This window comes from Bradyrhizobium sp. 23AC (assembly GCF_054863025.1).
Genome location: NZ_JAVAYN010000032.1, coordinates 1 through 26,218, shown reverse-complemented (window position 1 = coordinate 26,218; position 26,218 = coordinate 1). Strand labels below are relative to the sequence as shown.

Genomic DNA, 26,218 nt, shown 5'->3' with positions numbered 1-26,218 from the left:
ACCTCATTGCTTTCCGGGCAGGATGGTTTCGAGCACCTGCCGCGCTGCCCCCTTGATCATCCCGCTCTCGTTCGGATCGCCCTTCAAGAGGGCGAGCGAGAAGTTCTTGGCCTGCTGAAGCGTGATATGCGGCGGCAGCGGCGGCACTTCGGGATCGGTCTTCACCTCCAACACGACGGGCATCTCGGTTCCCAGCGCCTGCTCCCAGGCCGAGCCGAGCAGCTGTGGGCTGTCGACGAAGATGCCGCGCAGACCGATGAGCTCGGCGAAGCGGGAATAGGAGACGTCGGGAATGCGCTGCGAGGCTTCGAATTTGGGATCGCCATTGATGATGCGCTGCTCCCAGGTCACCTGGTTGAGATCCTCGTTGTTGAAGACGCAGACGATGAAGCGAGGGTCGCGCCAGGAGCGCCAGTATTTCGCGGCGGTGATCAATTCGGCCATGTTGTTCATCTGCATCGCGCCGTCGCCGACCAGCGCGATCACCGGACGGTCCGGATGGGCGTATTTGGCGGCGAGCGCATAGGGTACCGCGGCGCCCATCGAGGCGAGGCCGCCGGAGAGCGAGGCCGTCATGCCGCGGCGCATCTTCAGATCGCGGGCGAACCAGTTGGCGCAGGAGCCGGAATCGCTGGTGATAATCGCACGGTCGGGCAGGCGCGGGGACAATTCCCAGGCGACGAGCTGCGGATTGACGGGCGCTGCCGGCTGATGTGCCCGGCCATCCAGCGTTTTCCACCAGGTCGCGACGTCGTCTTCGATACCCTGGCGCCAGGCGCGGTCGCTCTTGGGCTTGAGCCGCGGCAACAGTGCGCGCAGCGTCTCGGCGGCGTCGCCAACGAGGCCGACCTCCATGGGAAAGCGGATCGACATCATGCCGGCGTCGATGTCGATCTGCACGCCGCGCGCTGCGCCTTCCTGCGGCAGGAATTCGGCGTAGGGGAAGGCAGAGCCGACCATTAGCAGCGTGTCGCACTCCATCATCATGTTGTAGCTGGGCTCGGTGCCGAGCAGGCCGATCGAGCCGGTAACCCACGGCAGGTCGTCGGGCAGCGCGGCCTTGCCGAGCAGCGCCTTGGCGCAGCCGGCCGAGAGCCGGTCAGCGACGGCGATCACCTCGTCGGTGGCGCCAAGTGCGCCGGCGCCGACGAGCATCGCGACCTTCTTGCCGGCATTCAGCACTTCCGCGGCGCGATCGAGATCGGCCTCACGCGGCATGATGCTGGGCGCGCTATAACCGATGCCGGAATGCAGCGTGCCGTGTGCACGTGGCGGGCTCTCGAAAGCTTCTTCCTGCAGGTCGTTGGGCAGGATGATCACGGTCGGGGTCCGCCGCGCCAGCGCGATCCGCACGGCTCGGTCGATCAAGTGTCGCACTTGCGCAGGCGAGGATGCCTGCATGACGTAGGCACCGGCGACGTCCTTGAACATCGAGAGAAGGTCGATCTCCTGCTGATAGTGCCCGCCGAGGGCGTTGCGGGCCTGCTGGCCGACAATCGCCAGCACCGGCTGGTGGTCGAGCAGCGCGTCGTAGAGCCCGGTGATGAGATGCGAGGCACCCGGGCCCGAGGTCGCGATGCAGACGCCGAGCTGCCCTGAGAATTTTGCGTAGGCGCTGGCCATGAATGCCGCCATCTCCTCGTGCCGCGCCTGCACGAAGCCGATCTTGTCGTCCTTTCCTTGGGCCCGGTTCATCGCGCCGAACACGCCGTTAATGCCGTCGCCGGGATAGCCAAAGATGTGGCGCACGCCCCATTGATGCAGACGCTGGACGATGAAGTCGGAGACGGTCTGGGACATCGCGCGTGGCTCTCGGTTGTGCATGAAGTTCAGAGAACGGCTCCTTCCCTGCGATGTTCCTGGTCCGCTTCCGGGAACATCGGCGCCGGAACGATCGCTTGCTCATCCGGTTGATTCACATTGTGGCTGAGTGGAGGATTGAGATGCTGAATCAAGGCGAGCTGGGCCGCAGCGAGATGGGACGGCTGATCGGCAGCGACAAGGTCGAGGGAACGTCGGTCTACGGCGCCGACCGCAACCGGATCGGTTCGATCGAACGCGTGATGATCGACAAGGTCAGCGGCAGGGTGTCCTACGCCGTGCTTGGCTTCGGCGGATTCCTGGGCCTCGGCAACGACCACTACCCGTTGCCCTGGCAGTCGCTGAAATACGACACGGAGCTTGGCGGGTATGTCACCGGCATCACCACCAAGGAACTGGAAGGGGCGCCGAAATACGGCGAACGGAGCGATTGGAACTGGGGCGATGACGCCGCGGTGCGCGGCATCAACTCCTATTACGGTGTTCCCTTCGCTTGACGTTCACGGAAAGGGAGATCGATGAGCAAGGAACGGCCTAACGACGATCCCCGGCAGCAGAACGACTGGGGTTCGCACCGGCAGACGGACAAGCCCTGGAAGGGCAATCCGGAGAAGGAGCAGGGATCGGACGAGGAGAAGCCCGATCTCGAGAAATGGCACGAGACGAAGACGCACTGAAACAGGCGGGCTTCCCGTGAGACGTCAGAGACGAGCGCGGCACCCACTGTGCCGCGCTTCTTTTTGAGCAGGCGTTCACGAATGGCCGCGTGGCTCTCGCAGGGCGGAACCATGCTTCGGCGCTGCGGTTAGGCTCGCGGCGGGCGAAGCGGCTCATCGCCGCCTGCCGCCGGTTGAGTCCCGAGAAAGGTGTTGGCCGTGGATGCTCAAACCCGGGAGCGTGGGCCGTCCGCGGAGCAGCCGCAGAGGGCGAAGGAAGCTCCAAAAACGCCTCCTGATCATACAAGCGAGACCAGTCAGCCGGCGAAGGCGCCGTCGCTGCGAGACCGGCTTCGTCAGCATTGGCTGCTGGCAACCGCCGGCGCCTTCGTGCTGATCGCCGCGCTCGTTGGCGGTCTGCTCTATTGGCTGCAGGTGCGCCACTATGAATCCACCGACGATGCCTTCGTCGCCGCGCGCAGCTTTTCGGTGGCCTCGAAGGTCGGCGGCTACGTGACCGACATCCCGGTGACGGACAACCAGCACGTCAGTGCGGGCGATCGCCTCGCCAGGATCGACGAGCGCGACTATCGTATCGCCATCGATCAAGCCAATGCGCAGGTTGCCAGCGCCAGGGCGAACGTCGCCAATGTCGAGGCGCAGATCGATTCGCAGCAGGAGCAGATCAAGCAGGCCCAGGCACAGCTCGAACAGGCGCAGGCTCAGCTGCAGTTCTCGCAGGAGGAGTTCAAGCGCGCCGAGGATCTCGTCGAGAAGGGGGCCGGCACCGTGCAGCGCCAGCAGCAGACCCGTTCCGACCTTCAGGCCCAGCAGGCCAACACCGAGCGCGCCAAGACCGCGGTGACCTCAGCGCAACTCGGCATCAAGACGCTGCAAGCCCAACTCGAAGGCGCCAAGGCGCAGCTTGAGCAGTCGCAGGCGCAGCTCGATCAAGCCAAGCTGAATTTGCAGTACACCAACGTCGTCGCGGCGCAATCGGGCCGTGTCGTCAAGCTCTCGGGCGCCAAGGGTACCTTCGTCACGGCGGGACAGAGCCTGATGATGTTCGTCCCCGACGAGGTCTGGATCGTCGCCAACTACAAGGAGACGCAGCTGGGCGACATGCGTCCAGGCCAGCCGGTCGAAATCCGCATCGATGCCTATCCCGGCCGCAAGCTCACCGGCCATGTCGATTCCGTGCAGCCGGGCTCCGGCACCGCGTTCAGCTTGCTGCCGGCGGAAAACGCGACCGGCAACTACGTCAAGGTGGTGCAGCGCGTGCCGGTGAAGATCGTGGTCGACAACTGGCCGGCCGATCTGCCTGTTGGTCCCGGCATGTCGGTCGTGCCCTGGACCAGGGTGCGATGACGGACGCTGCGCAAGGTGGCGCATCCGCAGGCGGCTGGTCGCCGGAGCGCTCCGCGGCCGGCGGACATAATCCTTATCTCATCGCCTTCGTGGTTTCGATCGCAACCTTCATGGAGGTGCTCGACACCACCATCGCCAATGTCGCGCTGCGCCATATCGCCGGCGGGCTGGCGGTCGGCATCGACGAGAGCACCTATGTCATCACCAGCTATCTCGTCGCCAACGCGATCGTGCTGTCGATCTCGGGCTGGCTGTCGACGGTGATCGGCCGCAAGCGCTTCTATATGATATGCGTGGCGATCTTCTCGATCGCATCGCTGCTGTGCGGCTTCGCCTGGAATCTGCAGTCGCTGGTGCTGTTCCGCATCCTGCAAGGCCTCGGTGGTGGCGGCATGGCCACCAGCGAGCAGGCGATCCTCGCCGACTCCTTTCCGCCGCACAAGCGCGGCCAGGCTTTCGCCATCTACGGCGTCGCCGTCGTGGTCGCGCCCGTGATCGGACCGACGCTGGGCGGCTGGATCACCGATACCTACAGCTGGCACTGGGTGTTCCTGATCAACGTGCCGATGGGGCTGCTCTCGCTGTTCCTGGTCGGTACGCTCGTCAAGGAGCCGTCGGGCGCGGAGGAGGAGAGGGAGAAGCTGCTGAGCAAGGGCCTGCGCGTCGACTATATCGGCTTCCTGCTCGTTGCGATCGGGCTCGGCTCGCTCGAATTCGTCCTCGACGAGGGCCAGCGCAACGACTGGTTCGGGTCGAACATGATCGTCGTCTTCGCGGTGCTGGCCGCGGTCTCGCTGGTCGCGCTGATCCCGTGGGAGCTGACGCGGGAAGATCCCATCGTCGATCTTCGCTTGCTCGGCCGGCGCCAGTTCGCCGCCTGCTTCCTGGTCATGCTCGGTACGGGCGCGGTGCTGATCTCGACCACCCAGCTGCTGCCGCAACTGCTCCAGACCGAGCTGAACTATACGGCGATGCTTGCCGGCCTCGCGCTGTCGCCCGGCGGCATCGCGACCCTGGTGCTGATGCCGGTGGTCGGCCGTCTCGTCAGCACGGTACAGCCGAAATATCTGATCATGTTCGGCGCTGCCATCGTCGCGTTTTCGATGTGGCATCTCACCGGGCTCACCGGCGACATCACCTATGGTTACGCGGCGCTGTCGCGCATCTTCCTCGCGCTGGGCCTGCCATTCCTGTTCCTGCCGGTGACGACCGCGTCCTACGATGGCGTGCCGCCCGACAAGACCAACCAGGCTTCTGCGCTGATCAACGTCGCCCGCAACATCGGCGGATCCATGGGCGTCGCGCTGGCGCAGACGGTTCTGGCGCAGCGCCAGCAATTCCACCAGAGCCGCCTGATCGAGCACGCCGCGCCGTCCGATCTCGGTTATCAGCAGACCATCGACGCGATGACGCGCTACTTCCAGGCCCAGGGCTCGAACGCGAGCGATGCCGCGTCACAGGCGCTCGCCTGGGTCGGCCGCACCTTGCAGCAGCAGGTTGATTTGCTCGCCTATATCGACGTGTTCTGGACGTTGGCGATCATTGCGGTGCTGATGATCCCCACGGCGGCAGTGCTGCGGCCGATCAAGCTGGGCGCGCCGGCGCGGGGACATTGACCGACGCGGGTGGTCAGGCGAAGGCCGAACCCATGCCAAAGCGCTTGGGCCTTCGAGATGGAGATCAGGCCGTTCGGAGAGAAATGGTGACCGCGGCGCAAAAGTCCGGCTAGACTGAACCCAACCTGAGCAAATTCCGGGAGGCGAATTAAGTGAAGACCGCGATCACCGAACTGTTCGGCATCGAACACCCCATCATCCAGGGCGGCATGCATTTCGTCGGCTTTGCCGAGCTGGCCGCCGCCGTGTCGAATGCCGGCGGGCTCGGCATCGTCACCGGCCTGACGCAGAAGACGCCGGAATTGCTCGCCAAGGAGATCGCGCGCTGCCGCGACATGACCGACAAGCCGTTCGGCGTGAACCTCACCTTCCTGCCGACCTTCGCGGCGCCGCCTTACCCGGAATACATCGCGGCCATCGTCGAGGGCGGCATCAAGGCGGTGGAGACGGCGGGCCGCAGTCCCGAACAATACATGCCGGCGCTGAAGGCGGCGGGCATCAAGGTCATCCACAAATGCACCTCGGTGCGTCACTCACTCAAGGCCGAGCGGATCGGCTGCGATGCCGTCAGCGTCGACGGCTTCGAGTGCGGCGGTCATCCCGGCGAGGACGACATTCCCAACATGATCCTGCTGCCGCGCGCGGCGGAGGAATTGAAGATCCCGTTCGTCGCCTCCGGCGGCATGGCCGACGGGCGCAGCCTCGTCGCGGCATTGTCGCTGGGTGCCGCCGGCATGAACATGGGCACGCGCTTCATCGCCACCAAGGAAGCGCCGGTGCATCAGAACGTGAAGAACGCGCTGGTCGCGGCGACCGAGCTCGACACCCGCCTGATCATGCGGAGTCTGCGCAACACCGAACGCGTGCTGAGGAACGCCAATGTCGATCGTCTCATCGAGATCGAGCGCGAGAAGGGCGACAAGTTGAAGATCGACGACATCCACGACCAGGTCGCGGGCGTCTATCCCAGGATCATGCTGGAGGGACAGATGGATGCCGGCGCCTGGAGCTGCGGCATGGTCGCCGGGCTGATCCATGACGTCCCCTCCTGCAAGGAACTCATCGATCGCATCATGACCGAGGCGGAACAGATCATCCGCAGCCGTCTGATGGGGTTCCTGGATGGGACGGGCGCGACACGAAAGGTCGCGTGACACCGCCAAACTTCTTAACCACGGCGGCAGATGGCCGCTGGAATTGCGCGCGACGCCTCCTAAATAAAGGTAAATTACCTCTTTCAGAATCAATTTCAGGAGGCGTCCGTGGTCCTGAAAAGCGTTCCTTTTGCAGTTGCCGTTGCCCTCATGATCGCATGGGGCGGCTTCGCGCGCGCTGACGACTACAAGCCAGACGAATATCTCGGCCTCGATCTTTCGAAGGCAGTTCTGTCGCCGAAACGGCTCGGGCCCGAGACGCAATTTGCGCCGGTCGCACTCGAGGCGAGGGGTGGCAATGAGGCGCAGGCCCGCGCCGAGCCGGTCGACGTGCCGAAGAAGGTTGCCGCCGAGCGCGTCCGTGTAGCCGAGCCGAAGGTCGCGCACGCCAAGCCCGCGCAGCCGCGCGGTGCAGCCCGCGCCAAGCTCGCGCACCGCCGCGGCAATCCGCTGGATGCACAGGCGAGAGATACCCGCATCCAGACCTGGCCATGCCGTTCCGGCGGCATCTGCAACTGGCAGCGCTAGACGCTTGTTTCGCCTCTCCCCGCATGCGGGGCTGCATCTCGCCCGTCATCCGCACGTCGCAAAACCGTTGGCGCGGGGTCAAGAAACCGTAAGGGTAGGAGTCAAGGAGCGCAGGCACCTTCCGTCGCGATTCGACGAAGGTTTCCTGAATGGCAACGCTCCGCGCTTCGCGCGCATGGACCCGGCGGCAATTCCTGGTCCGCTCGACCTCCAGCCTCGCCGTCGCCTCGCTCGGCACGCTCGCAACGCCACGCCTCAGCCGCGCCGCCGATCGGCCGCAGATCGCGGGCGGCATCCAGTCCGGCGATGTCTCTGGCGACTCCGCCGTGATCTGGGCCCGCGCCGACCGGGCCGCGCGGATGCAGGTGGAATGCTCGACCGTCGAGAGCTTCAAGACCATCATCGCGTCAGCTTCGCGCGACACTCTGCTTGATGCGGATTTCACCGCAAAGCTGCTGCTGAACGATCTGCCGCCCGGCCAGGATATCTTCTACCGCGTGCGCTTCGACGACGTCGCGACCGGCATTGCCGGCGAAAGCCGCGTCGGCCATTTCCGCACCGCGCCGTCCGCTGGCCGCTCGATCTCGTTCGTGTGGTCCGGGGATGTCGCGGGGCAGGGTTGGGGCATCGACATCTCGCGCGGCGGCTATCGCAGCTATCGCACCATGCTCGATAACCACCCGGATTTCTTCATCCACTCCGGCGATCACATCTACGCCGACTGCACGGTTCCTTCCGAGCAGAAGCTGCCGAACGGCGAGATCTGGCGCAACCTCGTGACCGAGGAAAAGTCCGAGGTCGCGCACACGCTGGCGCAGTTTCGCGGCAACTACAAATACAACCATCTCGACGAGAATTTCCGCGCCTTCCACGCCGAGGTGCCGATGTTCGCGCAATGGGACGACCACGAGGTCACCAACGACTGGTCACCGGCCGGCAGCCATGACGAGGCCGGTCATGAGGACGACGGCACCCCGCGCCTGGTCGCGCGCGCCCGCCGCGCCTTCTTCGACTTCATGCCGATCCGCGATATCGGCGCGCAGCAAGGCCGGGTCTATCGCAAGATCGCCTACGGCCCGCTGCTGGACATCTTCATGCTCGACATGCGCAGCTATCGCGACGACAGCTGGAACAAGGGCGGCGATCACCGCGGCTGGATTTTGGGTGCCGAGCAACTCGCCTGGCTGAAGCGCGAGCTCGCGGCCTCGCGCGCAACCTGGAAGGTGATTGCGGCCGATTTGCCGATCGGCCTTATCAGCCTGGACGCCGTCGCGCTCGGCGATGGGCCGCCCGACCGGCGCGAGCACGAGATCGCCGACCTTCTGGCCTCCATCAAGCGCGCCGGCGTGCGCAATATCGTCTGGCTCACCGCCGATATGCATTACACCGCCGCGCATTATTACGATCCCGGCAAGGCGCAGTTTCAAGACTTCGAGCCGTTCTGGGAGTTCGTCTCCGGCCCGCTGCACGCCGGCACCTGGGGCCCGGGCGAGCTCGACAACACCTTTGGTCCGGTCGCGATGTACCAGAACGGCTGCAGCGCGGTGCAGGGCGAGAACCTCGCGCCCTGCTTCGGCCTGCAGTTCTTCGGCCGCGTCGACATCGACGGCGCCAGCGGCGTGATGACTGTGACCTTGAAGGACGTCGACAATCGCGACCTCTGGTCGGTCGATATCGTGCCGCAACAGCGGATCCGCCCGGCCGTGGTGGCGCAGCATTCGTGAGGGGCGGATACTCTGTGCGCGGGTCCCGCCATGACGAAGGATAGGCATGGCGCGCCTCTAACCCGATCTTGATTGGCCGCGCTGCTCATGCCGGGCTATGCTGCTCGCTCCCGCCACCTCTTTTCCATCACCAAAGGGTCTGCCCACGCGGCAACGCCGCGTGCTTCCAGCGGGTTGAACGACGTCAGGAGCCTGTTCATGGACAATCTGAAGACCCAGGGCATCAGCATGCCCAAGCTCGGCCTCGGCACCTTTCGCATGCAGGGCGATGCCTGCCGCGCCGCGGTCGAGAGCGCGCTGTCGATCGGCTATCGCCATATCGACACCGCCGAGATGTACGCCAACGAAGAATCCATCGGCGCTGCCCTTGCCGCGGCTCGCCTGCCGCGCGGCGAGCTGCATGTCACGACCAAGGTCTGGCATGAGAACCTCAGCCCCGACGCGATCCGCGGAGCCTTCGACGCCAGCCTGAACAAGCTCAGGCTCGATCATGTCGATCTCTATCTCGTGCACTGGCCGTCGAAGGCTGCGAACTGGGGCGCGGTGTTCGAGACACTGATGAAGCTGAAGCAGGAGGGGCGCACGCGGGCGATTGGCGTTGCCAATTTCACGACGGCGCTGCTCAAGACCGTGGTCGAGGACATCAGGGCGCCGATCGCCTGCAACCAGATCGAATATCACACGATGCTCGATCAATCGAAGGTGCTGGCCTATCTCGCCGCGAAGTCGATCCCGCTGGTGGCCTATTGCCCGCTCGCGCAAGGCCGCATTGCCTCGGAGCCGGTGCTGGCCGAGATCGGCGCCAGGCACAACGCAACCGCCGCGCAGGTGGCCCTGAAATGGCTGCTTGACCAGGACGGCGTCGCCGCGATTCCGAAGGCCTCGCGCCGGGAGAGCCAGCAGGCCAATCTCGATGCGCTGAAGATCACGCTCGACGATGCCGACCGCAACAAGATCGCGGCGCTGCCGAAGGACCGCCGCTGCGTCAATCCGGGCTTCGCGCCGGCGTGGGACTAGCTTCGTTTCAAACGCGCATGGCAGGAATCGTAGGGTGGGCAAAGGCGCACTTGCGCCGTGCCCACCACCTCTCAATCACTATGGAAGCGGTGGGCACGCTTCGCTTTGCCCACCCTACAAGACTGACGACACGACAAAATGGCCCCGTGAGGGGCCATTTCCATATGCGTCTCGGTTAGTCCCAGTGATGGTGACGATGGCTGCGCTTGATCACCACGACCTTGTCGCGATGGTGGCCGCGATGCCAGCCGTAGTCGCGATGGCCGCGGAATTCGGCGCGGGCGCCGTAGGGGCCGTGATGGTGATGATGATAGCCACCTCGCTTGATCACCACCGTCTCCGCGTTCGCCAGCGTCGGCGCCGCGATCACAAGCGCACCCAGAGCCGCAACCACATAACCAAGCTTCTTCATGATGTCCTCCTCCAATCGAATGCACATTTAAACCGCGCATTCGCGCGAACGTTCCGGAGGAAACGCGGGAGAATTCTGAACAGCTGTTCAGGTGACTAATCGCAGCGTTGCTGCGCCGGCGTCGGCGCGCCGGTGGCGACGTACTTGCCGTCCCTGATCGTGTACTCGCCGCGCTCGCTGCGATTGTAGATCGCGCGCAGGCTGCCGTCCTTCGCCAGCAGCAGCCCGAACTCACGGGCCTGGTGCAGGGAGGGGAAGTACACCATCACATTGAGCAGGCCCTCGGCGCTGACCCTGGCCGACACCACCTCGTTCTCGTCCTTGGCCTCGCCGAAATTGCGCCGGTACATCACCCGGCCGTCCTTCCGGATTTCGTAAGTCAGGAGCGCGCCCTTGTCGCGGTCGGGCCGGGTCGCGCAATCGACCGCCCACGAGCCGAGCAGGCCCCATTGCTCGACCGTCGCGGTCAACGTCTCGGCACCTGCCGTGGAGGTGATCGCCGCCCACAGCATCGCAGCCGCGATCCAGCGGCTCAAACAACGCGTCATGTCCTGAAGAAACCCCGCCTCGAAGAATTCCAAAGTGTAGCATCCCGCCCGCTTCCGTCCATGGCCGCCGCCGATCGCTCGCGAATTTGATCCGCGTCAATGAGGCCGGTCTTTTCCGGGGTAGGATGGCGTTTCCCGAAGGCGAACCTGGATAGACCAATGCTGAATCAAGTCATGGATTTTGCGGGCGAAGTGCTGCCGGGGAGCTGTGCCGTGCCGCCTTATTCCGAGACCGCGTTTCTGACCGAGCTGGGCGATCGCTTGCGGTCCTCGCGCATGCGCTGCGACCTGTCGCGCCGCGAGCTGGCCCGCCGTTCCGGGATTTCCGAGCGCTATATCGCACAGATCGAGGCCGGCAAGGGCAACGTCTCGATCGTCCTCTTGCTGCGGCTGGCCTCCGCGATCCACGGCAGCCAGCCACAGGCGGCCTGACGCTTCGGGGTGACCGCCATGGGGCAACTCGTACTCGCGGCCAAGGTCACCCACGTTCCATCGCTGATGCTGTCGGAGCAGCCCGGCAGCCCGTTACGCGATGCGCGCGAGCCCGCGGTCAGGTCTTTGCGCGAGCTCGGCCGGCGTGCGAAAGAGCGCGGCGTGACCTGCTTCGTGGTGTTCGACACCCACTGGCTCTCCAATTTCGGCTACCACATCAATGCCAATGCGCGGCATTGCGGCTCGTTCACGAGCCACGAGGCGCCGCAGATGATCCAGGATCTGCGCTACGATTTGCCGGGCGACACGCGCCTGGCCGAAGCCATCGCTGACAGGGCCGGGGACGCCGGCCTGAACGTGATCGCCCATCAGGTGGCCAGCCTCGGGCTCGAATACGGCACCGTCGTGCCGATGCACTACCTGAACCGGGACGGCTTCGCGAAGGTCGTCTCGGTCGCCTCGCCGCTATTCACCTCGTTCGAGGAGAGCCGGATCCTCGGTGAAGCGACCCGCCGCGCGATCGACGAATCCGGTGAACGGGTCGCAATCCTCGCCAGCGGTTCGCTCTCGCATCGGCTCTGGCCGAACAAGAAGCTGGGCCCCGAGGCCTGGACGTCGGTCGCCAGCGAGTTCAACCGTCAGGTCGATCTGCGCGTGCTCGAGCTGTGGCGGAGCCGCCGCTACCGCGAATTCCTCGACATGCTTCCGGATTACGCCACCAAGTGCAACGGCGAAGGCGGCATGGCCGACACCATCATGCTGTTCGCCGCGCTCGGCTGGTATGATTATTGCGGCGCCGCCGAACAGCTCTGCGACTATTTTCCGTCCTCCGGGAGCGGCCAGGTCAACGTGGAATTTCACGTCGAGGCGTGAGGCCGCGGCCTCAGGCCCGCTTCTCCACATTGGCACTCCGGGCCGGCACCCCGAATTCCTTGCGGCAGACTTCGGCCAGCACGGCGACGCCCTCGCGGATCTGCTGATGCGTCGGGCTTGCAAAACACAGCCTGAGCCGCGAGCGGGAATGGCTCTTGTCGGTCGACCATTCCGGCCCCGGATTGATCGAGACTCCGGCGGCGAGTGCGGCCTGATAGAGTTTCAGCGTATCGACCTGGTCGGGCAGCTTCACCCAGAGGAAGATGCCGCCCTTGGGCTCCTCGAACTCGGCGGCCGTCCCGAACTGCTCGTTCAGCGCCTCCATCAGCGTGTCGAGCTTGGTGCGCAGCGCCTTGGTCAGGGCCGGCACGTGGCTTGCGAAATGCGGCTTGCAATAGGCGGCGAGCACCATCTGCTCCAGCGCGCCGGAACCCGCATCCGTCTTCAGCGCCAGCATCCGCGACATCACCTCCCAGGGCGCCACGATGAAGCCGACGCGCAACGCCGGCGCGATCGACTTGGAGAACGAGCCGATATGAACCACGCCGCCGCTCTCGCTCATCGCATGAATCGCCGGCGGCCGCTGTCCTGACCAGACGAGGTCGGCATAGCAATCGTCCTCGAAGATGGGCACGCCATACTCGGTCGCGAGCCGTACCAGCTCAGTGCGGCGGCTCTCGGGCATGATGCTGCCGGTCGGGTTCTGCACCGTCGGAATGGTGTAGATGTATTTCGGCCGGATCCCGCGGCTCTTCAGGTCAGCCAGCGTCGAGGCCAGCACGTCCATGCGCATGCCGTCCTTGTCGAGGGGGACGCCGACTACATTGACGCCGAGCCGTGCCAGGCGGGTCAGCGAGCCCTGATAGCTGTCCTGCTCGAAGATCACGGTGTCGCCGCGGGTCAGCAGCGTCGCGTTGACGAGGTCGAGCGCCTGGAGCGAGCCGGACACGATCAGGAGATCGTCGACGGTGCAGTTGATGCCGGCATCGCGCTTGAGCTTCGTCACCAGGAATTCGCGCAAGGGCAGGTAGCCCTGCGGGCCATGCGCCAGGCCGTAGGTCGCGAGCGACCGGCCTTCGCGCTGTAACGCTGAGGTGGTCGCCTCGATCAGGCCCTCGAGCGGCAGTTGCTCGGAATCGTTGTTGCCGCCCACGAAACTGTATTTGGCAAGGCCCGTCCAGCGCGCGGAAGGGGCCGGCAGCCCTGCCGGAAACAGGGGTGCGAAATCGAAGCTGGACGTCATGGGAGTGTTCCTCGTTTTGTTCTTGTTGAGCCAGCCGGCGTTGCGCCGGCCAGTCTTGTTTCTTGGCCAACCGTCCTAGTCGGACGGCCTTACTTCTTGCCTGCCGTCCGGGTCGGACGGACTCACTTCTTTGTGGCCGTCCTGGTCGGACGGCCCTGGCTGATGAAAGCGTAATGCGCATTGGCGACGCCGCCAACCATCAGGGCCTCGACCACGGGCTCGGCGATCTCGCCTGTCGCGGCCCAGTCGACCAGGAAATTGGCCCCGGTCCCGCCGCGCACGTCGTCGGTCGGAATGAAGATCGAGACGGTGGCCAGCGGCCTCACGGCCACCGGCGCCTTCAGATAACTCTCGACCTGCTTGCCTGCGGTGTCGAAATAGGCGATGCGTTTGATCACCAGTGCTTGCGTCTCGGAGGCGTTGTGAACACTCAAGGTCACCGAGAAGTCGACGCGCAGCTTGCCCTGGCTCATTGCGACGCTGGAATAGGCAGGCACGTAGAATCCACCGGAGATTGCGAGTTCCTCCTTCGGCAGCGCGGTGAGGGAATCGGCGAAGTTCTGTTCAATATTGACCTTGGATTGTGCGACGGCGGGCACGGCAAAGGCGAGGGGGCATAACAGCATTGCTGCGAACAGCCCTTTTCGCATGTGACGAATTGCTCGCTTGCCGCGCCGCAACCCGTCTCTAGGGTGCGGCAAAACGGACCAATTTGGCATGCATGAGCTCATTCGCGACATCACTCTCTGTATTCTGTTTGCCTGGATGCTGGGCCTGCTCGCCCATTTCTCCCGTCAGCCGCTCATTCTGGCCTATCTTATCGCCGGCTTTTGCATAGGTCCATTCGGCGCCGGCTGGGTCCATTCGCAGGAATCGATCGGCGTCATCTCCGAGCTCGGCCTGATCTTCATGCTGTTCATGATCGGCCTGGAGATCGATCTGAAGAAGATCGTGCGGGCGGGAAAGGTGATCCTGTTCGCGGCGGGCGGCCAACTGCTCGGCGGCTGCCTGCTCGGGGTCCTGTTCTTCGTCGGCATCGGCCTGTCGCTCGGCGGCGGGCACTTCGATGCGGTCTATCTCTGCGTCGCCTGCGCGCTGTCGAGCACCGTCATCATCGTCAAGGTGCTCTACGAGAAGCGCGAGCTCGATACGCTGCCAGGGCGCATCACGCTCGGCGTGCTGGTGCTGCAGGACATCTTCGCCATCCTGTTCCTGGCGGTGCAGCCGAGCCTTGCCAATCTGCAGGCCAGCGTCATCCTGCTCTCGATCGGCCGTGTCGCGGTGCTGGTCGCCGCAGCTCTGCTGATCAGCCGCTACGTGCTGCCGCGGCTGTTCCACCAGATCGCCCGGCGGCCCGAGTTGATCCTGCTCGGCGCGCTGGCCTGGTGCTTTCTCGTCGCCGAGACCGCCGAGCGGCTGTCGCTGTCGCGCGAGATGGGCGCCCTGATCGCCGGCGTCTCGCTCTCGACCTTTCCCTACGCGCTCGACGTCACCGCCAAGGTCACCACGCTGCGCGACTTCTTCATCACGCTGTTCTTCGTCGCACTCGGCATGACCATTCCCGTCCCCGGCCTCTCCGTGATCGGGCTGGCGCTGATGATCGCGGCTTTCACGGTAGTCAGCCGCCTCGTCACCACCTTCACGCCGCTCTATCTGATGAAGCAGGGCCTGCGCGCCAGCCTGTTGCCGGCGCTGAACCTCGCGCAGATCTCCGAGTTCTCGCTGGTGGTGATCCAGACCGGCGTCGCCGATCACCATATCGCAGCGCAGACGGCGAATGCCGCCTCCTTCGCCTTCGTGGTGCTCGCGGTGCTCTCGACCTTCGCGATGAGCCGCAGCGACGAGATCACCCGCTGGGCCATCGGTCCCCTGAAGCGGATCGGCCTGCGCGACCTCGACCACGGCAACGGCCATGCCGAGGAGGGGCACGAGGGCGGCCATGGCGAGGCCCGCCGTATCGTCATCCTCGGCTTTTTCCGCGCGGCGAGCGCGCTGCTGGCCGAGATCGAACGGCAGACGCCGGTGCTGCTCGAGCAGATCACCGTGGTCGATTTCAACCCCAATGTGTACCAGACGTTGCTGTCGCGCGGCCTGCACGTGATCTATGGCGACATCAGCAGCGCGGATACGCTGCTCCATGCCGGCGTCGGCAAGTCCGAGATGATCATCCTCAGCGTGCCGGATTCGCTGCTGAAGGGCGCCAGCAACGAGAAGCTGGTCCGCCACGTCCGCGCGCTCAATCCGACCGCCCTGATCGTGGCCACGGCCGATCTCCTGTCGGACGTGGACGAGCTCTATGCGGCCGGCGCAAGCTACGTCACCGTAACCCGGCTCAGCGACGCTCATGAGCTGTTTACCGTGATCGAGGCCGCGCAGGCCGGCCTTCTGACCGACAAGCGCGCCGAGCTCGACCAGCGGCTCGGCGAGCGCCGCGAAGTGCTGCCCTGACGGGGACCGGCCGCCTTCCACCCCGGCAATCCGCGCCTATATCCCTGGTATCTTCGGTGCAAGCCCTGCCCACCTTGGCAGGCCTGCCGTCAGGCATATGCGGTTGCGTCCAGGACACTAGCGCCCCGGCCCAAGTCCGGCTAAGCCTCCCGGCATAACCGATAGAGATTGGGACATGCCCGATAGCGTTCAGGAAGTCTTGCAGGCCTTTGCCCGGGGTGAGCTCGTGGTCGTCACCGACGACGAGGACCGTGAGGGCGAGGGCGATCTGATCGTCGCCGCCTCGCTCTGCACCGCCGAGAAGATGGCGTTCATCATCCGCCATACGTCAGGCATCGTCTGCGCGCCGGTGACCACCGAGGATGCGCGCCGCCTGCGGCTCGATCCGATGGTGGCCCACAACGATTCCGCGCACACCACCGCCTTCACGGTGTCGATCGACTACAAGCCCGATGGCGGCACCGGAATCTCCGCCGAGGAGCGCGCCTCCTGCTGCCGCGCGCTTTCCAATCCCAATGTCGGCGCCAATGACTTCGCCCGGCCCGGCCACATCTTCCCGCTGATCGCCAAGGATGGCGGCGTGCTGCTGCGCTCGGGCCATACCGAGGCCGCCGTCGATCTCTGCAAGCTCTCCGGCCTGCCGCCGGTCGGCGTCATCAGCGAATTGATGAACGACGACGGCAGCGTGATGAAGGGCGAGCAGGTCGCTCGCTTCGCCGCCCAGCACAAGCTCAAGCATGTCACCATCGCGGACATGATTGCCTACCGCCAGGCGCGCGAGAAGCTGATCGAGCGGGTCTCGACCTTCGTCACCGAAAGCCCGATCGGCCCCTTGCAGGGCTATGCCTATCGTTCGCCGTTCGATTCCATCGCCCACGTCGCTTTCGTCTACAACGGCGTCGGTGACGGCAAGAACGTGCTGACGCGCTTTCACAAGCCGAACATCGTCAAGGACACTTTCACCGGCCACAAGCGCATGGCGACGGTGCTCGAGCACTTCAAGAAATCCGGCCGTGGCGTTCTGGTTTATCTGCGCGACGGCGCTGCCGGTGTCCCTGTGGCCCCGCTGCCCGACGAGAGCGCGACGGAGGCAGACCGCAACCGCCAGTGGCGCGAAGTCGGCGTCGGTGCGCAGATCCTGCGTGATCTCGGCGTTACCTCGATCCGGCATCTCACCTCGTCGGTGCACGACTACAAGGGCCTGTCGGGCTTCGGCATCGAGATCGTCGCCAACGAGCAGCTCGAAAGCTGACGAGGCCGTTGCTGGGTTCGCGCCGTTGCGCGACCCGGAATGACCGAAACCAGGATGCAATTGCACTTGTTGCCGCGGCGCTTTAGTTTGTCGGGTAAATTTTGACGGAACCAGACGAAAGGACGTTTCATGAGCGTGCGCCCTCAGGCCAAGGACAAGCCGGCTGCGGCCTCTTTCCAGTGGGACGATCCGTTCCTGCTCGACGAGCAACTCACCGAAGACGAGCGCATGGTGCGCGACACTGCCCGTGCCTACGCCCAGGACAAGCTGCTGCCGCGCGTCACCAAGGCCTATCTCGAAGAGACGACCGATCGCGAGATCTTCAACGAGATGGGTGAGCTCGGCCTGATCGGCATCACGCTGCCGGAGGAATATGGCTGCGCCAATGCGAGCTACGTCGCCTATGGCCTGGTCGCGCGCGAGATCGAGCGGGTCGATTCCGGCTATCGCTCGATGAACTCGGTGCAGTCCTCGCTGGTGATGTACCCGATCTACGCCTATGGCGACGAGAACCAGCGCAAGAAGTACCTGCCGAAGCTCGCCAGCGGCGAGTGGGTCGGCTGCTTCGGCCTGACCGAGCCCGATGCCGGCTCCGATCCGGCTGGCATGAAGACCCGCGCCGAGAAGGTCGCGGACGGCTATCGCCTCACCGGCAGCAAGATGTGGATTTCGAACGCGCCGATCGCCGACGTGTTCGTGGTGTGGGCCAAATCGGCCGCGCACGACAACCAGATCCGCGGCTTCGTGCTGGAAAAGGGCATGAAGGGTCTGTCCGCGCCGAAGATCGGCGGCAAGCTGTCGCTCCGCGCTTCGATCACCGGCGAGGTCGTGATGGACGGCGTCGTGGTTCCTGAAGACGCGCTGTTGCCCAACGTCTCCGGCCTGAAGGGCCCGTTCGGCTGCCTCAATCGCGCCCGCTACGGCATCTCCTGGGGTGCGCTCGGCGCCGCCGAGGACTGCATGCATCGCGCCCGCCAGTACACGCTCGACCGCAAGCAGTTCGGCAAGCCGCTCGCCGCGACCCAACTCGTGCAGAAGAAGCTCGCCGACATGGAGACCGAGATCGCGCTGGGTCTTCAGGGCTCGCTTCGCGTCGGCCGCCTGATGGACGAGGGCAAGTTCGCCCCCGAGATGATCTCGATCATGAAGCGCAACAATTGCGGCAAGGCCCTCGACATCGCCCGCGTCGCGCGCGACATGCACGGCGGCAACGGCATCTCGGCCGAGTACCACGTGATGCGCCACGTTCATAACCTCGAGACGGTCAACACCTACGAGGGCACGCACGACGTCCACGCGCTGATCCTCGGCCGCGCGATCACGGGCATTCAGGCGTTTTTCTGAGCCGCGTATCCCGTGGCCGTTGTCTTGCTCAGCTGTCATCGCCCGCCTTGTGCGCAATTGCGCACTGGGGGCGGGCGATCCAGTATTCCAGAGACCTCGCCTTTGCCACCGGCGTCACGGCGTACTGGATACCCCGCCTTCGCGGGGTATGACGGCAGAGAGTGTGGCGGCACGTACAGGAAGTCCGATGTCCGACAATGACGACGTCCCGTTCAACCGCAACTTTCCGCTGAAGCCGGGCGTCGTCGAGGAAGTCCGACCCGGCGTGCGCCGCGTGCTCTGTAACAATCCGAGCCCGTTCACCTTCACCGGCACGGTCAGCTACATCGTCGGCAAGGGCAATGTCGCGATCATCGATCCCGGTCCGGACGATGCGGCGCATGCGGCTGCGCTGCTCGATGCCGTGCGCGGCGAGACGGTGAGCCATATCTTCGTCACCCACACCCATCGCGACCATTCGCCGAACACCGCGCGGATCAAGCAGGCGACCGGCGCGCCGGTTTATGCCGAAGGTCCGCACCGGGCTTCGCGTCCGCGTTTCGAGAGCGAGAAGCACAATCCGGAATCCGGCTCCGATCGCGATTTCGTACCCGACATCCGGATCGCGCATGGCGACGTCGTCGAAGGCGACGGCTGGCGGCTCGAGGCCGTTGCGACGCCCGGCCATACCGCCAATCATCTGGCATTCGCCTGGCCGGAGCGAAAGTTCAACTTCGTCGGCGATCACGTGATGGGCTGGTCCACCTCGATCGTGGCACCGCCCGACGGCTCGATGATCGACTACATGGATTCGCTCGATCGGCTCGCCGCACGCGAGGAGGATCTCTACTTCTCCGGCCATGGCCCCGAGATCCCCGACGGCCAGCGCTTCGTGCGCTTCCTGATCCGTCATCGCAAGGCGCGCGAGGCCTCGATCCTGCACCGCCTCGCCAAGGGCGAGACCGATATCCCGACCATGGTCCGCGCGATCTATATCGGCATCGACCCGAGGCTGACGACGGCCGCCGGCTACTCCGTGCTGGCGCACCTGGAAGACCTGGTCGCCCGCGGCGTGGTGGCGACCGACGGCGATCCCGTGATCGGCGGGACATATCGGATGGCGTAGGGGCGAATAGCGAATGGGGAGTAGCGAGTGGGCGGCTCCGTTCGCCATTCGCTACTCCCCATTCGCCAGTTTCATTTCTTCACCGTCTTTGCCGGCGCCTTCGGCGGCGCCACCGGCGTTTTCTTCACCGGCTTGAGCGCGTCGGCATCGGCGGCGGTGTTGAGATCGTCGATGAATTTCTTGACCCGCGCGGCATTGCTGCCGAGATCGCTGTCGAAATTGCGCGAGGCCGAGCGGATGTCGACGCGGGAATCATCGCCGTCCGGCACGAACCTTATCGAAATGTCCTCGCGAAAACCCATGATCGGCGTGCGCGCCACCGCCTCGATACGGCCGATGCGGCGCGGCGGCTGCGGTGCTCGCTCGTCGATGACGATCCATTTGCGCTTGTTGACGAGCTGGAGCGCGATCGCATAGGCGCGGTCGACGGAAATCTCGAGCTCGACGGGCTCGATATCAGGGTAGAAGTGGCGCTGCTGCTCCGCCGAATAGAGGCCGGCATAGACCGCGGTGTTGGTGCCCTCGCCGGTGCGCAGGCGAGCCAGCGCGTCGAAACGCGGCGGATCGATCGGGTCGGTGGTGATGTCGTAGATCGCCGGCAGCTTGCGATATTGCAAGGCCAGATAGGCGGGATAGGCGAGGATCGCCCCGTCGATGAGCAAAGCGAGCAGGATGCGCGCCATGCCACGCGAGCCGTTCTGCCAGATCGCGGCAAAGCCGGCGAGCCCGAACAGGATCGACAGGCCGGATATCGCGAGCCCGCCGAAGAAGGTCGCAAGGGCCGGCTTCGGCTCCAGGAAATCGAAGCGGACGATGATGATCGAGACCACCACCGCCACCACCGCGAACACGGCCAGATTGCGCGCCCAGCTCGCGAGGCTGGACACGGGCTCCGACTGATAGGGAGCGGAAAACCTGCGGGCCATCGAGTGAGCTCTGCCGGGGTTGGCGATGCCGGCCGATCTGGCGCGACGATGGGCCGTTGAGACCACGGCGCGGGGGCAAATTCAAGGGAGACCGGGCTGTTATGACCGGTCATTCCGGGGCGGCTCAAAGAGCCGAACCCGGAATGCTTCCGGGTTCGATGCTTCGCATCGCCCCGGAATGACGTTGCTTGCTTTGCCGTTACGCCGCCGCGTTCGGGAAGCGATAATCCCTAAACTGGTCGCGCAGCGCCGTCTTCAGGATCTTGCCGGTGGCGGTGTGCGGAATACCGTCGACGAAGGCGACGTCGTCGGGCATCCACCACTTGGCGATCTTGCCGTCCATGAATTTCAGAATGTCCTCGCGGGTGGCCTGCTGGCCCTGCTTGAGTTGCACGATCAGGAGCGGCCGCTCGTCCCATTTGGGGTGGAACACGCCGATCACGGCAGCTTCCGCCACGGCCGGATGGCCGACCGCGAGGTTTTCGAGGTCGATCGAGGAGATCCACTCGCCGCCGGACTTGATCACGTCCTTGGAGCGGTCGGTGATCCGCATGTAGCCGGCCTCGTCGATGGTCGCGACGTCGCCGGTGTCGAAGAAGCCGTCCTCGTCGAGGATGTCGGTGTCGATCCGGAAATAGGCCTTGGCGACGGCCGGGCCTGAGACCTTGAGGCGGCCGAAGGTCGTGCCGTCCCAGGGCAGTTCCTTGCCGGCATCGTCGGTGATCTTCATCTCGACCGCGAAGGGCGCATAGCCCTGCATCTGCAGCACGTCGAGCCGCGCATCGCCGGTGGCGTTCTGGAACGGCGGCTTCAGCGCCGCGACGCTGCCGATCGGGCTCATCTCGGTCATGCCCCAGGCGTGACGCACGTTCGAGCCCATGTCGAGGAAGGCCTTGATCATTGAGCGCGGCATCGCCGAGCCGCCGCAGATCACCATCTTCAGGTCCGGCAGCTTGAGATTATTGGCACTCATGTGCTGGAGCAGCATCAGCCACACCGTGGGCACGCCGGCGGTGTGCGTCACCTTCTCGGTCGAGAGCAGCTCGTAGACCGAGGCGCCGTCGAGCTTGGCGCCGGGCATGACCAGCTTGGTGCCCTGCGAGGGCGCGGAGAAGGCGATGCCCCAGCTGTTGGCGTGGAATAGCGGAACCACCGGCAGCATCGTCTCGGACGCACTGGTGCCGAGCGCGTCGACATTGTTGGCCATCAGCGCATGCAGCACGTTGGAGCGATGCGAATACAGCACACCCTTCGGGTCACCGGTCGTGCCCGACGTGTAACACATCGCGGCTGCCGTGTTCTCGTCAAAGTCCTTCCATTTGAATTTGCCGTCGGCCTCCGCAATCCAGTCCTCGTAGGCGACCACATTCTTCAGCGTCGTCTGCGGCATGTGCGCCTTGTCGGTGAGCACGACGTAGCGTTCCACGCTTGTCAGCTTGTCGGCGATCTTCTCCAGGACCGGAACGAAGGTGATGTCGGTCATCACGATGCGGTCCTGCGCATGGTTGATGATCCAGGCGATCTGCTCGGGGAAAAGGCGGGGATTGACGGTATGGCAGATGGCGCCGATCCCCATGATGCCGTACCACACCTCGAGATGGCGCCAGGTATTCCAGGCGATCGTTGCGACACGGTCGCCGAGCTTGATGTCGTCGCGCTCCAGCATCTGCGAGACCTTGAGCGCGCGCTTGTGGATCTCGGCGTAATTGGTGCGATGGATCGGTCCCTCGACCGAGCGAGTAACCACCTCCTGCTTGCCATGAATTTTGGCGGCGTGTTCGATGATCCGGTGGCAGAGCAGGGGCCAATCTTGCATCAAACCAAGCATTCCGACGTTCCTCCGAGAAGTCGCTGGGCGCGTTGTCGCTCTCAGCGTTGGGCCAAAGAATTGTCATGAGTTTTAGCCTGCCGGACTTTCGCCGCAAATGGTCTTGTCGCGGCTATATGTCCGCTGGCGCGGCAATGGTTACCGCTGCGCTCGGGCTGTCGCTCGTGCTCGCCGAGAGGGCAGAGGCGCGAAAATATACGTCCCCGCTGGATATCTTCGGTATCGCCGCACCACGGCCGCGCCCCGCGGTTCATTCCGCCCGGATCCCGCTGCCGCGACCGCGCCCCGAGGAGGCGCCCAAAGCATCGGACGAGGCTCCGCCGGGGGCGGACGGCAAGCCTTCGGCGGACAAGCCCGGCGCCGACAAGCCGGCCGAGGCTGCGGCACCAGCCCAGAAACCGGTCTCGGCCTGCCGTCTCGCGCTGACCGAGGAGATCGCGATCGCGCCCTCGATTCCGGATATCCGCGGCCCCGGCGCCTGTGGCGGCGAGGATCTGGTGCGGCTGGAAGCCGTCGTTCTGCCGGACAAGCGCAAGGTGACGGTCAAGCCGGCGGCGATCCTTCGCTGCACCATGGCGTCGGCGATCGCCGATTGGCTGCGCAAGGACATGGCGCCGCTGGCCACGAGCCTCGGCTCGACCATTGGCGAACTCGACAATTTCGACAGCTTCGAGTGCCGCGGCCGCAACCGCGTCGTCGGCGCGCTGCTGTCCGAGCACGGCAAGGCCAACGCCCTCGACGTTCGGGCCATCAAGCTGGCCAACGGGCAGTCGATCGGCCTCACCGACCGCACCATGTCGCGCGAGGTGCGCGAGCGCGTGCTGCACTCGGTTTGCGCGCGGTTTTCCACCGTGCTCGGCCCGGGTTCGGACTGGTACCATGAGGACCATATCCATCTCGACCTGGCGCAGCGGCGCAACGACTACCGGATCTGCCAGTGGAACGTCTGGGATCCCCTGCCGCAGGTCGCCCCGTTGCTGCCGGCGGAACGCCCCGAGGAGGCGCCACCGCGCGAGGTCGCGGCCAAGCCCGAGGTCAAGCCCGAGGCCAAGTCTGAAGAAAAGGAAGGAGCTGACGACGAGGCGGCGGAGAAGTCCGCGGCGCCCGCGAAAAAGCCGGCGGCCGACGGCAGCAAGTCCCAGCCGCGCAAGCCGGCAACAAAAAAGCGCCGGTGAAACCGGCGCTTTTGGATCTCAGAGATCAGCAGGCGATCAGTAGCTGCCCGCCTGGCCGGTCTGGCTGCCACCGAGCGCCAGCCGCGAATTGTAGGGCGAATCGCCGTGCTTCGGCTCGAGCACCACGACGAGGGTGCCGAGTTTGACGCGATCATAGAGATCGATCGCGTCCTCGTTGGTCAGGCGGATGCAGCCCGACGAGATCGAGGCGCCGATATATTCCGGCTGGTTGGTGCCGTGGATGCGGAACAACGTGTCTTTTCCGCCGGAATAGAGGTAAATCGCGCGAGAGCCCATCGGATTGTCCGGGCCGGGTGCGACATAGGTCGGCACGCCCAGGCGCGAAATCTCGCCGGGGGTGGGGTGCCAGGCCGGCCACTCGGTCTTGCTACCCACCTTGGCGATGCCCGACCAGGCCATGGCCTCTTCGCCAACGGTGATGCCGTACCGGATCGCCTTGCCGCCATCCAGCACGTAATAGAGGTAGTGATTGTCGGAATCGACCACGATCGAGCCGGGCGATTCCTTGCGGTGGTATTGGACGATGGCGCGACGGAACGGCTCCGCAACCGGGGTGTTCTCGTACCGAACTTTGGCGAGCAGTTCCTTGTCCTTCGGCTTGAAGGCTTTGGTGTCGGTCGCCTCGAAATGCGTGGCCTGCATGCAGCCCGACAGCATCAGGCCGGCGGCCAGAATTCCTAACTTAACTTTCAGCGACGACATGATTTGGTTCCAATCAAAACAATACCGTGCGGAAGGCCTGAGCTTACCGCCCAAGTTCCTCGACTCCGTTAATCCCATTATCGTTGAAATCTGCCACAATTCCAGCACTGAAGGCCTTATCCCGCGCTGCGAGACCCAAGCTGTGGCTTTTCTGCCGCAAGTTTTGCGGCCCCGTGAAGATTTTTGGGCCAAAAGGGGCCGGACTGTCGATTCCGTGCCACAGTTGAGCCATGCCGCCGCCACAAATGCAAACGCTTCGTTAATGTGGTTGTCATCGTGAACTTGTCAGAATCGCGCTAAGGGCTGTCATTCTGTCGCAGGTTCTCTGGAGTCGTGCATGTTTTCGGTGTTTGTTCCCTCCGAGTCCGTCCTGAAGAAGGTTGTTATCGAAGATCTCACCGCGTTGCCCGAAAGCGCGGTCTGGATCGATCTCGTCAACCCGAGCGCGGCCGAGGACAAGGCGGTGGAGCGGCTCGCCGGCATCGCCATCCCGACCCGGGAAGACATGCAGGAGATCGAGATCTCCAGCCGTCTCTATATCGAGAACGGCGCGCGCTACATGACCGCGACGCTGATGTGCCACTCCGATACCGACATGCCCCGGACCACGGCGGTGACCTTCATCCTCGGCGACCACCGCCTGGTGACGGTGCGCTACGACCTGCCGAAGCCGTTCGCCCTGGTCGAGGCCAAGCTCGCCCGCTCCTGCACGCCTTCCATCACCGGCGAGATGGTGCTGATGGAGCTGCTGGACGCCGTGATCGACCGCTGCGCCGACATCCTGGAGCGCTGCGGCGCCGAGATCGACCAGGTCAGCCACGACATCTTCGAGCCCGAGAGCGAGCGCCACGGTCACGCCAAGCAGTATTCCCAGATCCTGATCTCGATCGGCCGCAAGGGCGATCTGACCTCGAAGGTTCGCGAGAGCCTGGTGTCGATCGGCCGCGTCGTCACCTTCCTTTCGGCGGTGGTGGAGGGCGTGAAATGGTCGAAGGACATGCGCGAGCAGCTCAAGACCATGCAGCGTGACGTTTCCTCGCTGACCGACCACGCCTCCTATCTCTCCAGCAAGATCACCTTCGTGCTCGACGCCATGCTCGGCGTCGTCAATCTCGAGCAGAACAACATCATCAAGCTGTTCTCGGTCATGGCCGTCGTGCTGATGCCGCCGACGCTGATCGCCTCGATCTACGGCATGAACTTCAAGATGATGCCGGAACTCGAATGGGCGCACGGCTATCCGATGGCGCTGGTGATGATGCTTGTCGCCGCGATTCTTCCGTACTGGCTCTTCAAGTGGAAGAAGTGGCTCTGATCTCGTCGCGCTCGGAAAATAGCTACCGAGACCTTACGCCGGTCGCACAGACACGGTGAATCGTGTCGCAGAATAGATCGGGATTGCGGCCGCGCCGTGATGTGTTCGCCGTGCCGCAATTCCTCCGGTAAAATTTGAGCGGTGGGCTGAACGTTTGCGCGAAACTTGTCTGCGATAAGCAGTGCGTAGCCGCGAGGAACAACCATGGTTGAAAAACACATAACGTCGCCCCGCAACGTCATCGACCTGGCGAACTATCGTCAGGTCCTGGCGAGCGGCAAGGCGTCGTCGATGTCGGCACGCATGTGCCGGCACTGTGGTGCTCCGCTGCTCGACGGTGAGAACGACGACGACTGCTCGACCGCATTCAGCACGGCCGCTCCGCGGCCGCGCGACAGGTCACGTCGGATTCGAATCGATTGAGGAACGGAAGGCGAGGGCGATCCAGGTCCTGCGGCGGCGTTGTCTGGATCGCCTTGCTTCCCTTTCTTTTCAGGACAATCGGCTGCGACGTCCGATTGGCGGGTGCGCTAGAGAGCGACTGAACCGCCCATCCAGCCAAAACGGGCCTGTGTCGCGCTCTGTCAATCCTCGTCGCCGAAAATATTCCACTTTACCGAAATTCGGTTTAGTCGTATGTGTCGCCCATCCCGGCTCACCAAGAGGGGCGATCATGTGTCGTCACGCATCGCGAGCCGGGCTTGCGGTGG

25 protein-coding genes are annotated in these 26,218 nt (G+C 64.5%); 17 read left to right on the top strand and 8 right to left on the bottom strand.

What is annotated here, in order from left to right; translation table 11 throughout:
• Positions 1–3: 3 nt before the first annotated feature.
• Positions 4–1,800 (bottom strand): thiamine pyrophosphate-requiring protein, encoded by a 1,797-nt coding sequence (locus tag RAD10_RS39070; protein ID WP_461621635.1) that lies wholly within the window; start codon positions 1,798–1,800, stop codon positions 4–6.
• Positions 1,801–1,943: 143 nt separating this feature from the next.
• On the opposite strand from RAD10_RS39070, the gene RAD10_RS39065 reads away from it, so the two are divergent.
• From RAD10_RS39065 to RAD10_RS39030, 8 genes are all read left to right on the top strand, one after another.
• Positions 1,944–2,318 carry a PRC-barrel domain-containing protein gene (locus RAD10_RS39065; protein WP_028144036.1) on the top strand — a complete coding sequence of 125 codons (375 nt, stop codon included), beginning with the start codon at positions 1,944–1,946 and terminating at the stop codon, positions 2,316–2,318.
• Between the two features lie 21 nt (positions 2,319–2,339).
• Entirely contained in the window at positions 2,340–2,498 is a 159-nt protein-coding gene (locus RAD10_RS39060; protein WP_018321727.1) for a hypothetical protein, read from the top strand.
• A gap of 198 nt (positions 2,499–2,696) precedes the next feature.
• Positions 2,697–3,845: an HlyD family secretion protein gene (locus RAD10_RS39055; RefSeq protein ID WP_461621634.1), complete on the top strand. Its 1,149-nt coding sequence runs from the start codon at positions 2,697–2,699 to the stop codon at positions 3,843–3,845.
• On the top strand, positions 3,842–5,461 hold the full coding sequence (locus RAD10_RS39050) for a DHA2 family efflux MFS transporter permease subunit (protein WP_461621633.1): 1,620 nt from the start codon (positions 3,842–3,844) through the stop codon (positions 5,459–5,461). Before RAD10_RS39055 ends, RAD10_RS39050 begins: the two co-directional genes overlap by 4 nt.
• 152 nt (positions 5,462–5,613) lie before the next feature.
• Positions 5,614–6,615: an NAD(P)H-dependent flavin oxidoreductase gene (locus RAD10_RS39045; protein ID WP_461621632.1), complete on the top strand. Its 1,002-nt coding sequence runs from the start codon at positions 5,614–5,616 to the stop codon at positions 6,613–6,615.
• 108 nt (positions 6,616–6,723) lie between these two features.
• Positions 6,724–7,143 carry a hypothetical protein gene (locus tag RAD10_RS39040; RefSeq protein ID WP_461621631.1) on the top strand — a complete coding sequence of 140 codons (420 nt, stop codon included), beginning with the start codon at positions 6,724–6,726 and terminating at the stop codon, positions 7,141–7,143.
• A gap of 149 nt (positions 7,144–7,292) precedes the next feature.
• The gene (locus RAD10_RS39035; protein ID WP_461621630.1) at positions 7,293–8,867 is read left to right on the top strand and encodes an alkaline phosphatase D family protein; all 1,575 of its coding nucleotides are present in this window, start codon (positions 7,293–7,295) and stop codon (positions 8,865–8,867) included.
• Positions 8,868–9,065: 198 nt separating this feature from the next.
• Positions 9,066–9,884: an aldo/keto reductase gene (locus RAD10_RS39030; protein ID WP_461621629.1), complete on the top strand. Its 819-nt coding sequence runs from the start codon at positions 9,066–9,068 to the stop codon at positions 9,882–9,884.
• A 175-nt stretch (positions 9,885–10,059) separates the two neighbouring features.
• Here the strand turns inward: RAD10_RS39030 and RAD10_RS39025 are convergent, their stop codons facing one another.
• Positions 10,060–10,296 (bottom strand): hypothetical protein, encoded by a 237-nt coding sequence (locus RAD10_RS39025; protein ID WP_461621628.1) that lies wholly within the window; start codon positions 10,294–10,296, stop codon positions 10,060–10,062.
• Between the two features lie 95 nt (positions 10,297–10,391).
• Positions 10,392–10,844, bottom strand: a complete 453-nt coding sequence (locus RAD10_RS39020) for a hypothetical protein (RefSeq protein ID WP_461621627.1) — start codon at positions 10,842–10,844, stop codon at positions 10,392–10,394.
• A gap of 159 nt (positions 10,845–11,003) precedes the next feature.
• Here RAD10_RS39020 and RAD10_RS39015 point away from each other — a divergent pair, with 159 nt between their 5' ends.
• Together RAD10_RS39015 and hpaD are read left to right on the top strand one after the other, a co-directional pair.
• Positions 11,004–11,276 carry a helix-turn-helix domain-containing protein gene (locus RAD10_RS39015; RefSeq protein WP_026202606.1) on the top strand — a complete coding sequence of 91 codons (273 nt, stop codon included), beginning with the start codon at positions 11,004–11,006 and terminating at the stop codon, positions 11,274–11,276.
• Positions 11,277–11,294: 18 nt separating this feature from the next.
• Positions 11,295–12,149: a 3,4-dihydroxyphenylacetate 2,3-dioxygenase gene (gene hpaD / locus RAD10_RS39010; RefSeq protein ID WP_461621626.1), complete on the top strand. Its 855-nt coding sequence runs from the start codon at positions 11,295–11,297 to the stop codon at positions 12,147–12,149.
• Between the two features lie 10 nt (positions 12,150–12,159).
• Here hpaD and RAD10_RS39005 read toward each other — a convergent pair whose 3' ends face one another.
• Positions 12,160–13,392: an aminotransferase-like domain-containing protein gene (locus tag RAD10_RS39005; RefSeq protein ID WP_461621625.1), complete on the bottom strand. Its 1,233-nt coding sequence runs from the start codon at positions 13,390–13,392 to the stop codon at positions 12,160–12,162.
• Positions 13,393–13,514: 122 nt separating this feature from the next.
• Entirely contained in the window at positions 13,515–14,042 is a 528-nt protein-coding gene (locus tag RAD10_RS39000; RefSeq protein WP_212476647.1) for a DUF3124 domain-containing protein, read from the bottom strand.
• Positions 14,043–14,109: 67 nt separating this feature from the next.
• Between RAD10_RS39000 and RAD10_RS38995 the strand changes: the two genes are divergently transcribed.
• The 4 genes from RAD10_RS38995 to RAD10_RS38980 all read left to right on the top strand — a co-directional run bounded on the left by RAD10_RS38995 (position 14,110) and on the right by RAD10_RS38980 (position 19,541).
• The gene (locus tag RAD10_RS38995) at positions 14,110–15,840 is read left to right on the top strand and encodes a cation:proton antiporter domain-containing protein (RefSeq protein ID WP_461621624.1); all 1,731 of its coding nucleotides are present in this window, start codon (positions 14,110–14,112) and stop codon (positions 15,838–15,840) included.
• 175 nt (positions 15,841–16,015) lie between these two features.
• Positions 16,016–17,092, top strand: coding sequence for a 3,4-dihydroxy-2-butanone-4-phosphate synthase (ribB, locus tag RAD10_RS38990; protein WP_091964758.1), 1,077 nt, complete (start codon positions 16,016–16,018; stop codon positions 17,090–17,092).
• A 129-nt stretch (positions 17,093–17,221) separates the two neighbouring features.
• Complete coding sequence (locus RAD10_RS38985) at positions 17,222–18,436, top strand: acyl-CoA dehydrogenase (RefSeq protein WP_104462986.1); 1,215 nt, start codon at positions 17,222–17,224, stop codon at positions 18,434–18,436.
• A gap of 187 nt (positions 18,437–18,623) precedes the next feature.
• Complete coding sequence (locus RAD10_RS38980) at positions 18,624–19,541, top strand: MBL fold metallo-hydrolase (RefSeq protein WP_092263357.1); 918 nt, start codon at positions 18,624–18,626, stop codon at positions 19,539–19,541.
• A gap of 71 nt (positions 19,542–19,612) precedes the next feature.
• Here the strand turns inward: RAD10_RS38980 and RAD10_RS38975 are convergent, their stop codons facing one another.
• Positions 19,613–20,467, bottom strand: a complete 855-nt coding sequence (locus RAD10_RS38975) for a DUF1499 domain-containing protein (protein WP_028144022.1) — start codon at positions 20,465–20,467, stop codon at positions 19,613–19,615.
• Between the two features lie 199 nt (positions 20,468–20,666).
• Positions 20,667–22,295 carry a fatty-acid--CoA ligase gene (locus RAD10_RS38970; RefSeq protein ID WP_461621623.1) on the bottom strand — a complete coding sequence of 543 codons (1,629 nt, stop codon included), beginning with the start codon at positions 22,293–22,295 and terminating at the stop codon, positions 20,667–20,669.
• 65 nt (positions 22,296–22,360) lie between these two features.
• On the opposite strand from RAD10_RS38970, the gene RAD10_RS38965 reads away from it, so the two are divergent.
• Complete coding sequence (locus RAD10_RS38965) at positions 22,361–23,470, top strand: extensin family protein (RefSeq protein WP_461621622.1); 1,110 nt, start codon at positions 22,361–22,363, stop codon at positions 23,468–23,470.
• Between the two features lie 36 nt (positions 23,471–23,506).
• Here the strand turns inward: RAD10_RS38965 and RAD10_RS38960 are convergent, their stop codons facing one another.
• Entirely contained in the window at positions 23,507–24,193 is a 687-nt protein-coding gene (locus tag RAD10_RS38960; protein WP_018321707.1) for a L,D-transpeptidase, read from the bottom strand.
• Between the two features lie 337 nt (positions 24,194–24,530).
• Here RAD10_RS38960 and RAD10_RS38955 point away from each other — a divergent pair, with 337 nt between their 5' ends.
• Positions 24,531–25,508 (top strand): magnesium transporter CorA family protein, encoded by a 978-nt coding sequence (locus RAD10_RS38955; protein WP_028144018.1) that lies wholly within the window; start codon positions 24,531–24,533, stop codon positions 25,506–25,508.
• Positions 25,509–25,712: 204 nt separating this feature from the next.
• The gene (locus RAD10_RS38950; RefSeq protein ID WP_038972668.1) at positions 25,713–25,931 is read left to right on the top strand and encodes a hypothetical protein; all 219 of its coding nucleotides are present in this window, start codon (positions 25,713–25,715) and stop codon (positions 25,929–25,931) included.
• Positions 25,932–26,218: the final 287 nt, after the last annotated feature.